A 12,113-nucleotide genomic window follows, 5' to 3' on the forward strand; every position below is an offset into this window, starting at 1 on the left:
AGATTGACGCATAACGATGACGAGTCGTCTACTTCAGGCGAGTCTTGGCTCGCCCGACTATGACGGGATCCGTGACGCGCTGCGCCAGGACACCTCCACTGAGGTGCTCGCCGTGCGCGGGCTGTCGGTGCGCGCTGCGGTGCTGCCGCTGTTCAGGCGGGACGAGGGCGGTGCGCTCCTCCAGGCCGTCCGGCTGACGCTGTCCGGGGGCGGCCCTGTGAAGGTGGCCCTCAAGGACGGTGACGCCGAGGTCGCCTCGGCGGCGGTCGAGGGTGGGGTCGTCACGCTGCTCGTCCCCGAGGTGGACGGGCCCCGCCGGCTGACCCTGGAGGTGCGCGACTCCGGCGGGCTTGTCGGGGCGGCGCCGCTCGACGTCACCCCGCAGCGCAAGTGGAACGTCTTCGTCGTCCACCACTCGCATCTCGACATCGGCTACACCGACACGCAGGGCACCGTCCTGCGGCATCACCTCGACTACCTCGACGCGGCGCTGCGGCTGGCGCGGGAGACCGACGGGCGCCCGGACGACGCGCGGTTCCGCTGGTCGGTCGAGTCGTCCATGCCCGCCCTGCGTTGGCTCGCCACCCGTCCCGAGGACCAGGTGGCCGAGTTCGCCGAGCGGGCCCGCGCGGGCCACATCGAGGTCACCGCGTTCCCGATGCAGCTGCACACGGAGGCCTGCTCGACGGAGGAGCTGTACCGGCAGCTCCGCTTCGTGGAGCAGTTGCGGCGCGAGTACGGCATCGAGGTCCGGTCGGCGATGCACACCGACATCCCGGGCGCGGTCGTCGGGACGGTGGACGCCCTGAACGCGGCGGGCGTCCGGTACCTCGCCGCCGCGCACAACTGGGCCGGGCGCTCCGTCCCGTACATCACGGGCGGCGACCGGCTCGCCCGCCCGTTCCGGTGGCGGTCGCCGGGCGGCGGCGAGCTGATCGTCTGGTTCACCGACACCCCGCACGGCATGGCCTACATGGAGGGCAACACGGTCGGGCTCGTCGACGGCTACGACCTCGCCGAGGACCTGCTGCCCCGCTACCTCGGCTCCCTCGCCGACCGGCCCTACCCCTACGGGCCCGGGACGTTCGGCTGGTACGCCGCGCCCGGCCAGGTCGGCGCCGCCAAGGACCCCGACTTCCTGGACGCCGTCCACCTGCGCGTCCAGGGCGCGCACGCCGACAACGCCGGGCCGTCGATCGTCCCCGCCGACATCGCGCACCGCTGGAACGAGACCTGGGCGTACCCGCGGCTGCGGATGGCGACCAACGCCGACTTCTTCGAGTACGTCGAGGAGCACCACGGCGACCGGCTCCAGACCCACGAGGGCGACTGGACGGACTGGTGGGCCGACGGCCTCGGCTCCGGCGCCCGGCCGCTCGGCTACGTCCGGCGGGCGCAGAACGTCCTGCGGGCCGCCGAGACGCTGCACGCCCTCGCCGACGAGCGCAGCGGCGAGCGCACCGGCGCCTCCCTCACGGCCACCAGGGCGATCGACGAGGCCTACGACCGGGCCGCGCTGTTCGACGAGCACACCTGGGGCGCCGCCAACCCGTGGGAGGACGCCGAGGAGGGCGGCGACTCAGGCGGCCTCCAGTGGACCCGCAAGTCCCAGGTCGGCTACCAGGCCCACGACGACGCGCTCGACCTCCTCCAGGCCGGCGCGCGGCGGATCGGCGCGACGTTCGGCGCCTCGCCCGGCGCGCTCGCCTCGTTCCTCGTCGTCAACCCCGGCACCGCCGCCCGCACCGACGCGGCCCGCGCGTTCCTGCCCCGCGACATCGTCGCCGTGGACGTGCCCATCGCGCTCGTGGACGCCCGCACCGGCGAACCCGTCCCGCACCGCGAGGAGGAGGTCGACCCGGACGAGTGGCCCACCCGCCCCATCGGCCGCCACCTGGAGGCGGTGGTCCCGGACGTCCCCGGCCACGGGTACGTCCGCGTGGACGTCGTCCGGGCCGAGGCGGCGGCGCCGGAGCCGGCCGACCTCGGCCTCGGCGGGACGATCGAGAACGAGTTCTACCGGGTGTCCTACGACGTCCGCGAAGGGCACATCGGCTCCGTCTTCGACAAGACCGCGGGCAGGGAGCTGGTGAACGCCGACTCCGTCGCCGGGTTCGGGCAGTACGTCTACGACCGGTACGCGACCGCGCCGCACTTCAACCACATGTCCGGGCACATGCTCGTGCACGACAAGACGATGCTCGGCGACCGGGCCGTCGCCACCCACGCCACCGTCACCGAGTGCACCCGCACCCCTGCCGGGGAGCGGCTCGTCGTGGAGCTGCACGGAAAGGGCGTCGACTGGCTGCGCACGACCATCGACCTGTACGCCGGGGTGCCGCGCGTGGACGTCCGCTACCAGCTCGGCAAGCAGCCCACCGCGGCCAAGGAGGCGGTCTTCTTCGCCTTCCCCTTCGCCGTGGACGGCCCGCCCGCCGCCTGGGAGTTGACCGGCGGCGTCGGCGGCACCGGCGTCCCGAGCGTCCCGGGATCGGCGGAGCACATGCGCCCGATCCGGCACTGGGTCGCGTTCGAGGACCCCGACCTGACCGTCGCGTGGGCCACGCTGGAGGCGCCGCTCGTCCAGTTCGGCTCCATCCACATGCCCTACGCGCCGTTCCCGCCCACGCTCGACAACGAGGACGGCACCGTCTACTCGTGGGCGCTGAACAACATCTGGGACACCAACTTCCCGTCCCAGCAGCAGGGCGAGACCACCTTCCGGTACGCGTTCGCGTCCGGCGCGGCGGGTTCGGGCCGCCGGCTCGGCGCCCGCACGGCCGCCGGGATCACCGACCCGTTCGTCGCCACCCTCGCCACCGGCGACATGCCCGCGGCCGACTCGGGAACCTTCCTGCGCGTGGACGACCCGGACGTGCTCGTCACCTCCGTCGGCCGCGCGCGCGACGGCGACGGCCTGGCCGTCCGGCTCCAGTCGCTCGCCGCCGGCCCGGTCGAGACGGGCCTGCACGTGCCGGGCGCCGCGAGCGCCCTGCTGAGCGGCGGTCTGGAGCGTGACCCGGCGGAGCTGCCCGTCCGGGACGGCACCATGACGGTGCGGCTGCCCGCCTGCGGCGTCGCCACCGTCACGGTTCGGCGTTGAGTACGGATCGGGGACACATGAAGATCACAGGCATCCGCGCCACCACGGTCACCGTGCCGCTGGAGGCGCCCCTCCTGCACAGCAACGGCGCCCACTGGGGCCGCTTCGTCCGGACGATCGTCGAGGTCGAGGCCGACAACGGACTGGTCGGGCTCGGCGAGATGGGCGGCGGCGGGCAGAGCGCCGAGGCCGCGTTCCAGGCCCTCGCCCCGCACCTGGAGGGCCACGACCCGTTCGAGCTGGAGACGCTCCGCTTCAAGATCGCGAACCCGACGGCGAGCCTCTACAACAACCGCACCCAGATGCTCGCCGCCATCGAGTTCGCCTGCCTCGACCTCGTCGGCAAGCACCTCGGCGTCCCGGTGCACGACCTGCTCGGCGGCCGCATCCGCGACTCCGTCCCGTTCGCGTCCTACCTGTTCTACCGCTACCCGGGCGCCGGGGGCTCGCCGGAGGTCCGCACCCCCGAGCAGCTCGTCGAGCACGCCCGCGCGCTCAAGGAGGCGCACGGCTTCACCGTCCACAAGCTGAAGGGCGGCGTGTTCCCGCCGGGCCACGAGCTGGAGTGCTACAAGGCGCTCGCCGAGGCGTTCCCGGGCGACCGCTTCCGCTACGACCCGAACTCCGTGCTGAGCCTGGAGGAGGGCCTCCGCTTCGGCAAGGCCATCGAGGACCTCCCCAACGACTACCTGGAGGACCCCGTCCTCGGGCTGGAGGGGCTGCGGCTCGTCCGCGAGCGCGTGAACGTCCCGCTCGCCACCAACACCGTCGTCGTCAACTTCGAGCAGCTCGCCGCGAACGTGCTGCGCCGCAGCGCGGACGTCGTCCTGCTCGACACCACGTTCTGGGGCGGCATCCGGCCGTGCGTGAAGGCCGCCGGCGTGTGCGAGACGTTCCAGATCGGCGTCGCCGTGCACTCCTCCGGCGAGCTCGGCATCCAGCTCGCCACCATGCTGCACCTCGGCGCCGTCCTGCCCAACCTCACCTACGCCGCCGACGCGCACTACCACCACCTCGCCGACGACGTGATCGAGGGCGGCCCGATGCGCTACGAGGGCGGCAGGATCCCGGTCCCGTCGGGCCCCGGCCTCGGCGTCGGCCTGGACCGCGACAAGCTGGCCGAGTACGCGGAGCTGTACAGGGAGCTCGGCGGCTACGCCTACGACCGCGACCCCGGGCGCCCGGGCTGGTACCCGCTCGTCCCGAACGACCGGTGGGCCGACCCCGCCGCCGCACTGCCGCCGCTCGAATAGCCTGCCCCTGTGATTCGTTACGCGACACCCGCCGACGTCCCGGACATCCTGCGGCTGATCCGCGAGCTGGCGGACTACGAACGGGCCCTCCACGAGGTGAAGGCGACCGAGGAGCAGCTGCACGACCGCCTGTTCGGCGACGACCCCAAGGTCTTCGCCCACGTCGCCGAGCATGACGGCCGGGTCGTCGGGTTCGCCGTGTGGTTCCTCACGTTCTCCACGTGGAACGGCACGCACGGCATCTACCTGGAAGACCTGTTCGTCGAGCCGGAGTACCGCGGCCACGGCTACGGCAAGACGCTCCTCACCGAGCTGGCCCGCATCGCCGACGACCGCGGCTACGGTCGCGTCGAATGGTCCGTCCTGAACTGGAACGAGCCGGCGATCGGGTTCTACGAGGCCCTCGGCGCCACCCCCCAGGGCGAGTGGACGGTCTACCGGCTCACCGGCGACGCCCTCACCCGCGCCGCCCGCCCCTCCGCCGGCTGAGGGGCGGCGCCCGGGCCGGGGTTGCATCCGGTACCGAGGTACGGGCTTACGTTCGGGCCATGGAACTTCAGCAGGTACCGGCCTTGCCGGACGACCAGGGATGGGCTCCGCAGGCGTGCGCGCTGCCGACCGCCGAGCGGCCGCTGCGGGTGACCGAGTTCGACGCGCTGTTCGCCGAGGCGGTGACCGCCGTGCGGCCCGCCGGGCCGAGCAGGGTGCGGATGGAGCTGCGCCCCGAACCGCGCCTGGCCGCGCGGGCCGCCGAACTCGCCGCCCGGGAGACGGGCTGCTGCTCGTTCTTCACCTTCGCCGTGACCGCCGCCGGCGGCGCGCTCACCATGGAGATCAGCGTCGACGCCCGGCACACCGAGGTCCTGGACGCCCTGGCGGCCCGCGCCGCCCACATGACGGCCTCCTGAACACTGCCGCGGCCCTGGCATGCCGCGAGGGCCGTCCGGAGGCGGACGGCCCTCGCGATGACCTGGAGGCGGTCAGGCCTGCTTGGTCTCCCAGAAGATCTTGTCGATCTCGGCGATCTTCGCGAGCAGGTCGTCGGCCGCCTTGGCGTCCATGCTGCCCTTGGTGCCCGAGGCGCCGGCGAGCTTGGTGGCCTCGTTGAACAGCTGGTGCAGCTGCGGGTACTTCTCGAAGTGCGGCGGCTTGAAGTAGTCGGTCCACAGCACCCAGAGGTGCTCCTTGACCAGCTGCGAGCGCTGCTCCTTGATCAGGATCGCCCGGGCGCGGAACTCCGGGTCCTCGTTGGCGGCGTACTTCTCAATGATCGCCTTCACGGACTCGGCCTCGATCCGGGCCTGCGCCGGGTCGTAGACGCCGCACGGCAGGTCGCAGTGCGCAGACACCGTGGTCTTCGGGCGCAGAAGCTTGAGCAACACCTGCGATTCCCTTCCCTCGTTGCGGATCATGCTCAGGTCACCGACATTACCCTTGTGCCCCGGGGCCCGTCCGGGCAGGGCGCTCGGTAATTCGGCCTAAGACCCGGGCCGTCCGGCCCGGAACCTCTCCAGCAGTGTTGTGACCGCCGCCCGCCGAAGTATGCGGGCCGACGAGGAGGACCATGCGGCTCCGGACCCCCCGCCACCGTTCGCTGTGCGCCCTCGCCGGAGCCGCGGCGCTCGCGGTGGCCGCCGCGCGCAGGCTGGCGACCGTGGAGGTCACCGGCGACTCGATGCTCCCGGGCCTGCGCCCGGGGGACTGGCTCGTCGTCCGGACCGGTGCCCGCCCAGCCCCGGGCGACGTGGTCGTGGCGGAGCACCCGGAACGGCGCGAACTGCTCATCGTCAAACGCGTCTCGCACCGCTCCGGGGACGGATGGTGGCTGGAGAGCGACAACCAGCGCGCCCGCGGCCGCCGCGACAGCTGGGACTTCGGCCCCGTCCCCGACGACCTCGTCGTGGGGCGGGTCGTGGGCCGCTACTGGCCCCGCCCGCGCGTGCGCCCGGCCCGGCGGCCGGCGGGGTGACCGGACCCCCGTTCCGCTGAGCCACGGCGTCGAACCGGCCGAAAGTACGACCGCCGCGGGCGTGAACCGTGCTTTGGGCCGGTGATCCGAGGCGGCGCCGTCGCCGACGATTCCGGCATGCCAATCGAAGATCCGGTCCCGATGCTGCACGCCGAGGGACTGACGAAGAGATACGGACGCAGGGCGGCGCTGAGCGGCGTCGACCTGCGCGTTCCGGCCGGTCGCGTCGTGGGCCTGGTGGGCCCGAACGGGGCCGGCAAGTCGACGCTGCTGAACCTGGCCTGCGGGCTGCTGGAGCCGACGTCGGGCTCGCTGCGCGTCCTCGGGTCCAGGCCGGCGGCGAGCGCCGCGCATCTGGCCAGGGTCGGGTTCGTGGCCCAGAACACCCCGGTGTACCCGTCGTTCAGCGTGGCCGACCACCTGCGCATGGGGGCGCGCCTGAACCCGTCCTGGGACCGGGGGCTGGCCGAACGGCGCATCGGGCAGGTCGGGCTGAACCCGGAGCAGAAGGCGGGACGGCTGTCGGGCGGACAGCGCGCGCAGCTGGCGCTGACCGTCGCCGCCGCCAAGCGGCCCGAACTGCTGATCTTCGACGAGCCGGCCGCGGCGCTCGACCCGCTGGCGCGGCAGGGGTTCCTGGCGAACCTGATGGAGTTCGTCGCGGAGCTGGGCGCGAGCGCCGTGCTGTCGTCGCACCTGCTCGGCGACATCGAGCAGGTCTGCGACTACCTCATCGTGCTGTGCGACTCGCGGGTCCAGGTGGCCGGCGACGTCCGGGACCTGCTGGCCGGCCACCACCGGCTGGTCGCGCCCGGCGGCGACCTCGGCCCGCTGCCCGCGGGCGTCGAGGTCGTCCGGGCCGAGCACGGCGGCGCGATCGTGCGCACCGGCCTCCCGCCCGCGGGGCTGCCGCTCCGGGCCGAGCCCGTCAGGCTCGAAGAGCTGGTGCTCGCGTACATGTCGCGGGCGAACGCGCCCGCCGGTCGGGAACGGGAGGGAGCACGATGATCTGGTTGAACTGGCGGCAGTTCCGCCTCCAGGCGATCGCCGGTGCGGCCGGGCTCGTCCTGATCGCCGCCTATCTGCTCTACCTGGGCGTGGACATCCGGGACGCGCACGACGCCTACCGGTCCCGGTGCACCGACCCGGCCGGCTGCGCGCAGGCCGCCGTCCAGTTCCAGGGGGCCTACCGGAACACGCTGCTGTTCCTCGCCGCCGGACTCCAGTTGATCGCCGTCGTCATCGGCGCGTTCTGGGGAGCGCCGCTGGTCGCCCGGGAACTGGAACTCGGCACCCACCGGCTGGTGTGGAACCAGAGCGTGACGCGCCGCCGCTGGCTGATCGCCAGGATGGCGTTCGTCGGCCTGGCCGCGGTGGTCGTGGCCGGCCTGGCCGCCCTGCTGCTCACCTGGGCCGCCGCCCCCTACGACGAGGTCGCCGCCGACCGGTTCGGGACGATCGAGTTCGGCGCCCGCAACATCGCCCCGGTCGGCTACGCCCTCCTCTCCTTCGCTCTCGGCACCACCATCGGCCTGCTCGTCCGCCGGACGCTCCCGGCGATGGCCATCACGGGCGTCGTCTTCATCGCCGTCCAGTTCGCCGTGCCGAACCTGGTGCGCCCGCACCTCATGCCGTCCGAGAAGACGGCCCTGCCGATGACCGCGCAGGCCATCAACCAGGCCAAGAACCTGGGCAGCATCACCGGCGCCCCCGTCATCGGCGGCCTCCAGGTGCCCGGCGCCCCGGACGCGTGGATCAGCGAGACCAGCCCGCTGCGCACCGCGGACGGGCGGACGCTCAGCGGGAGCAAGTTCAACGCGTGCCTCGACACCCCGCCGAAGACCGGCGCCGGCGGCACGTTCGGCGACGCCGCCGTGTGCCTGGCCGCACTCGACCTGCACGTCGACGTCGAGTACCAGCCCAGCGACCGCTACTGGGGCTTCCAACTGGCCGAGACCGGGCTGTACCTGGTGCTCGGCGCGCTCCTCACCGCGGTCGCTCTGCGGCGCGTCCGGCGCGCGTGAAGCGACCGATCCCCGACAGCGAAACCAGGTCTCCCATGTCGCATGCGAACGGTCATCAGGATGGTGCCGGCGGGTCTCCGGCGAAAACGGACGTGCTGGTCAACGCGGGGCTGGGTGTGGTGTTCGCCCTGGGCGCCGCCTTCACCGCGTACATGCTCATCCGCAGCTGGGGCGGTGCCTACTGGCTATACACCACCGCCGTCTCCGCGGTGGTGTGCGGGCTGGCGCTGCTGCGCGGGCGGCGAAGGGCGTGGCCCCCGGTCGCGGGCCTGGTCGTGGCGGCCGGTGCCGTGGCGGGGTCCCTGGCGGCCGACCTGCCGCGGGAGCCGTCGCCCACGACGGCCCTGGCCCTCGCCGTGCTCATCGGCTCCTCGCTCAGGTCGCTGCCGGTGCCATCGGCGGTCGCCGTCGCCGCGGGCGGTGCCGCGGTCACCGCTTTCGGCTGGTCCGCCGGGCCCACCGCCCCGATGGCCCTGGCCACGCTGCTGGTGGTCGGCGGGTTCGTCGCGGGGTCGGCGCTCCGCGCGGTCGACCTCGTCCGGCGGTCCGGGGCGCCGGGGGCCGGGTCGCCGCCGACCGGCCGGCCGCGGTGGTAGGGGCGGGCCGCGCCCGGGACGCCCCCGGCGGCGATCCGTCCGCATGCGGCGCCGGTCGGAGCGGGGATAGCCTCGTCGGCGTGACCGTTCCGGGTGGATGGGGCCGGGGCGCCTCCGTGGCAGGGCTCGCCGCCGTGTTCCTCGCGGCGATCGCCGTGCAGGCCGCCGCCATCGCGCAGACCTGGGGCGGCTGGTACTGGGTGCCGGGCGCCGTCTCCGCGGCGGTGGTGTGCGTCCCCGCGCTGCTGGGGCTGCGCAGGCCGCTCTGGCCGGCGGTCGCCGGGTTCGGCCTCGCGGCGGCGGCCGTCCTCGTCCGCCTGGCCGGCCCCGACCTTCCCGCCGAGCCCAGCCCGGCGATGACCCTGGGGCTGGCGGTGCTGACCGGCTCCGCCCTCCGGACCCTCGCGCCGGTGCGGGCCGCCGCCGTCGCGGCCGCCGGACCCGTGCTGATCATCGCCGGTCAGCTCGCCGCCGGCACCCCGTCCGGCGGCCTCGCGGCGCTGACGGCGCTGGACGGCCTGGTCTGGCTGGCCGCCGTCGGCGCCGGGCTCCCGCTGCGGCTCCTGGACGCGCGGGCGCGCCGGGTGGCCGAGGAGGTCCGCCGGGACGAGCGGCTGGAGCTGGCCCGGGAGCTGCACGACGTCGTGGCCCACCACATCACGGGCATGGTGGTCCAGGCGCAGGGCGCCCAGGTGGTCGCGCGACGGAACCCGGAGCAGGTGGGCGAGTACCTCGGCGAGATGGAGGCGGCGGGCACCGAGGCCCTGGCCGCGATGCGGCGGGTCGTCGGTCTGCTGCGCGATGCCGACGACGCGGCGCCGGCGTCCCCGGGGACGGAGCGCCTGGGCGCGCTGGTGGAGCGCTTCCGCCGGCAGGGCCCGGAGGTGCGGCTGAGCATGCCGGACGGGGCCGCGGACGCCCAGTGGCCGCCTGAGGTGACCACCACCGTGTACCGCGTCGCCCGGGAGGCGCTGACGAACGTGCTGCGGCACGCGCCCGGGGCCCGGTCCGTCACGGTCACCGTCGAGCAGGCCCCGGGCGGCGTCACCGTCGAGGTCGCCGACGACGCCCCGGCGGCCCCGGCCCGGCACCCGCATCGCGGCGGTTACGGATTGATCGGCATGCGTGAACGCGTCGAATCGCTCGGCGGCTCGCTGCGCGCCGGACCGCGGCCCGGCGGCGGCTGGTCCGTGCGGGCGGAGCTTCCCGTCCCCGCGGGGGAGCCCAAATGACGATCTCGGTCCTGCTCGCCGACGACCAGGCGATGATCCGCCGAGGGCTGCGGCTGATCCTGGAGGACCAGCCCGACATCAGCGTCGTCGCGGAGGCGGCCGACGGGGCCGAGGCGGTCGACCTGGCGCGTCGGCTGCGCCCGGACGTGTGCCTGGTCGACATCAGGATGCCCCGGCTCGACGGCATCGCGGTGACCCGGGCGCTGGCCGGCCCGCGGGTGCCCGACCCGATGCGGGTCGTCGTGGTCACCACCTTCGACCTGGACGAGTACGTGTACGGGGCGCTGCGCGGCGGCGCGGTCGGCTTCGTCCTCAAGGACGCCGGACCCGCGCTGCTCGTCGAGGCGGTCCGCGCCGCCCACAACGGCGAGGCGCTGGTCTCGCCCGCCGTCACCGTCCGGCTGCTGCGGCACCTGGCGGCCGCCTCGGCCCCGCCGCGCGCCGTGCGGCCCCCGCCCCTGTCGGACCGCGAACTCGAAGTCGTCCGGGCCCTGGCGCGAGGCCGGACCAATCAGGAGATCGCCGCCGAGCTGTTCATCTCGCTCAGTACCGTCAAGAGCCACCTGTCGGGCATCCAGACCAAACTGGGGGTGCGCAACCGGGTCGGCATCGTCACCTGGGCGTGGGAGAACAACCACGTCGAACCGTCCTGAACGGCCCGTGTCCCGGGCGGGACACGGGCCGTCGGAAGGTCAGATGCGGGCGACGCCCTCTTCGCGGGCCTTCGCGGCGACCGCGGCCGTGACGGCGGGGGCCACCCGGTCGTCGAAGGGGCCGGGGATGACGTAGTCGGCGGTCAGGTCGTCGCCGACGATGTCGGCCAGGGCGTTCGCCGCGGCCAGCTTCATCCCCTCGGTGATGGTGTGGGCCCGGACGTCCAGCGCGCCGCGGAAGATGCCCGGGAACGCCAGCACGTTGTTGATCTGGTTCGGGAAGTCGCTGCGGCCGGTCGCGACGACCTTGGCGTGCCGCCGGGCGACCTCCGGGTGGACCTCCGGAGTGGGGTTGGAGAGCGCGAAGACGATCGCGTTCTCCGACATCGTGGCGACGCACGACTCGTGGACGGTGCTGCCGGACAGGCCGATGAACACGTCGGCGCCGCGCAGCGCCTCCTCCGTGGAGCCCTTCAGGTGCGAGCGGTTGGTGATCGCCGCGATGCGCTCCTTGACGGGGTTCAGCCCGTCGCGCCCCTCGTGGATGATGCCCTTGCTGTCGGACAGGGCGATGTCGCCGATGCCCGCCTCGATCAGGATCTGCGAGACCGCGATGCCGGACGCGCCCGCGCCCGCCACGACCGCGCGCAGCTCCGACAGCGGCTTGCCGACGTAGCGCGCCGCGTTGGTGAGGGCGGCGAGCGCGACGATGGCGGTGCCGTGCTGGTCGTCGTGGAAGACGGGGATGTCGAGGGCGGCGCGCAACCGGTCCTCGATCTCGAAGCAGCGGGGGGCGCTGATGTCCTCCAGGTTGATGCCGCCGAAGCTCGGGGCCATCCGGATCACGGTGTCGACGATCTCGTCGACGCCGGTGCAGCTCAGCGCGATCGGCACGGAGTCGACGTTCGCGAACTCCTTGAACAGCAGGGACTTGCCCTCCATGACCGGCATGGACGCGGCCGGGCCGATGTCGCCGAGGCCGAGCACGGCGGTGCCGTCGGTCACGACCGCGACGACCTTGGAGGTCCAGGTGTAGTCGTAGGCCAGTTCGGGGTTGTCTGCGATCGCGGTGCACACGCGGGCGACGCCCGGCGTGTAGGCCAGCGAGAGGTCGTCCTTGTTGCGGACGGGGATGGTCGAGCGCATCTCGAGCTTGCCGCCGCGGTGCAGCGGGAACGCCGGATCGTCGTCCAGTGAGGGCGGTTCGGTGGGAATGGGCTCAGCAGCCACAGCGACCCCTGTCAGTGAAAGTTGGCTTTCTTGCGATGCCGCCGCGGGTGGTG

The 12,113-nt window shown here is 73.7% G+C and carries 12 protein-coding genes; 10 read left to right on the plus strand and 2 right to left on the minus strand.

Translation table 11 applies throughout. The features are described 5' to 3' along the window. The first annotated feature begins 16 nt into the window (after positions 1 to 16). The 4 genes from ABWI07_RS32395 to ABWI07_RS32410 are packed head-to-tail and all read left to right on the plus strand — an operon-like array spanning position 17 to position 5,264. On the plus strand, positions 17 to 3,103 hold the full coding sequence (locus ABWI07_RS32395) for a glycoside hydrolase family 38 N-terminal domain-containing protein (protein ID WP_353820906.1): 3,087 nt from the start codon (positions 17 to 19) through the stop codon (positions 3,101 to 3,103). A gap of 17 nt (positions 3,104 to 3,120) precedes the next feature. Next, positions 3,121 to 4,356, plus strand: a complete 1,236-nt coding sequence (locus ABWI07_RS32400) for an enolase C-terminal domain-like protein (RefSeq protein WP_353820907.1) — start codon at positions 3,121 to 3,123, stop codon at positions 4,354 to 4,356. Positions 4,357 to 4,365: 9 nt separating this feature from the next. Next, positions 4,366 to 4,845, plus strand: coding sequence for a GNAT family N-acetyltransferase (locus ABWI07_RS32405; protein WP_149264188.1), 480 nt, complete (start codon positions 4,366 to 4,368; stop codon positions 4,843 to 4,845). A gap of 59 nt (positions 4,846 to 4,904) precedes the next feature. Beyond that, a complete protein-coding gene (locus ABWI07_RS32410) occupies positions 4,905 to 5,264 on the plus strand; it encodes a hypothetical protein (protein ID WP_353820908.1) in 360 nt (119 codons plus the stop codon). A gap of 72 nt (positions 5,265 to 5,336) precedes the next feature. On the opposite strand, the gene sodN is transcribed toward ABWI07_RS32410, so the two are convergent. Then, positions 5,337 to 5,738, minus strand: coding sequence for a superoxide dismutase, Ni (gene sodN / locus ABWI07_RS32415; protein ID WP_353820909.1), 402 nt, complete (start codon positions 5,736 to 5,738; stop codon positions 5,337 to 5,339). A gap of 182 nt (positions 5,739 to 5,920) precedes the next feature. Between sodN and sodX the strand changes: the two genes are divergently transcribed. From sodX to ABWI07_RS32445, 6 genes are all read left to right on the plus strand, one after another. Then, a complete protein-coding gene (gene sodX / locus ABWI07_RS32420; protein WP_353820910.1) occupies positions 5,921 to 6,325 on the plus strand; it encodes a nickel-type superoxide dismutase maturation protease in 405 nt (134 codons plus the stop codon). Positions 6,326 to 6,442: 117 nt separating this feature from the next. Further along, positions 6,443 to 7,333, plus strand: a complete 891-nt coding sequence (locus ABWI07_RS32425) for an ABC transporter ATP-binding protein (RefSeq protein ID WP_353820911.1) — start codon at positions 6,443 to 6,445, stop codon at positions 7,331 to 7,333. After that, entirely contained in the window at positions 7,330 to 8,349 is a 1,020-nt protein-coding gene (locus ABWI07_RS32430) for an ABC-2 membrane transporter-related protein (RefSeq protein WP_149264183.1), read from the plus strand. Before ABWI07_RS32425 ends, ABWI07_RS32430 begins: the two co-directional genes overlap by 4 nt. A 92-nt stretch (positions 8,350 to 8,441) precedes the next feature. Continuing rightward, complete coding sequence (locus ABWI07_RS32435; RefSeq protein ID WP_200842377.1) at positions 8,442 to 8,945, plus strand: hypothetical protein; 504 nt, start codon at positions 8,442 to 8,444, stop codon at positions 8,943 to 8,945. Positions 8,946 to 9,025: 80 nt separating this feature from the next. Beyond that, positions 9,026 to 10,177 carry a sensor histidine kinase gene (locus ABWI07_RS32440; protein WP_353820912.1) on the plus strand — a complete coding sequence of 384 codons (1,152 nt, stop codon included), beginning with the start codon at positions 9,026 to 9,028 and terminating at the stop codon, positions 10,175 to 10,177. Beyond that, a complete protein-coding gene (locus tag ABWI07_RS32445) occupies positions 10,174 to 10,830 on the plus strand; it encodes a response regulator transcription factor (protein ID WP_149264181.1) in 657 nt (218 codons plus the stop codon). Before ABWI07_RS32440 ends, ABWI07_RS32445 begins: the two co-directional genes overlap by 4 nt. Positions 10,831 to 10,869: 39 nt before the next feature. Here ABWI07_RS32445 and ABWI07_RS32450 read toward each other — a convergent pair whose 3' ends face one another. Continuing rightward, entirely contained in the window at positions 10,870 to 12,060 is a 1,191-nt protein-coding gene (locus tag ABWI07_RS32450; RefSeq protein WP_149264180.1) for an NAD(P)-dependent malic enzyme, read from the minus strand. Positions 12,061 to 12,113: the final 53 nt, after the last annotated feature.

This window comes from Actinomadura sp. NPDC000600 (assembly GCF_040492135.1).
Lineage (GTDB): Bacteria > Actinomycetota > Actinomycetes > Streptosporangiales > Streptosporangiaceae > Spirillospora.

Coding starts and splice junctions, on each gene's coding strand:
- ABWI07_RS32395 (WP_353820906.1), top strand. CDS start 17: ATGACGAGTCGTCTACTTCAGGCGAGTCTTGGCTCGCCCGACTATGAC.
- ABWI07_RS32400 (WP_353820907.1), top strand. CDS start 3,121: ATGAAGATCACAGGCATCCGCGCCACCACGGTCACCGTGCCGCTGGAG.
- ABWI07_RS32410 (WP_353820908.1), top strand. CDS start 4,905: ATGGAACTTCAGCAGGTACCGGCCTTGCCGGACGACCAGGGATGGGCT.
- sodX (WP_353820910.1), top strand. CDS start 5,921: ATGCGGCTCCGGACCCCCCGCCACCGTTCGCTGTGCGCCCTCGCCGGA.
- ABWI07_RS32425 (WP_353820911.1), top strand. CDS start 6,443: ATGCCAATCGAAGATCCGGTCCCGATGCTGCACGCCGAGGGACTGACG.
- ABWI07_RS32430 (WP_149264183.1), top strand. CDS start 7,330: ATGATCTGGTTGAACTGGCGGCAGTTCCGCCTCCAGGCGATCGCCGGT.
- ABWI07_RS32445 (WP_149264181.1), top strand. CDS start 10,174: ATGACGATCTCGGTCCTGCTCGCCGACGACCAGGCGATGATCCGCCGA.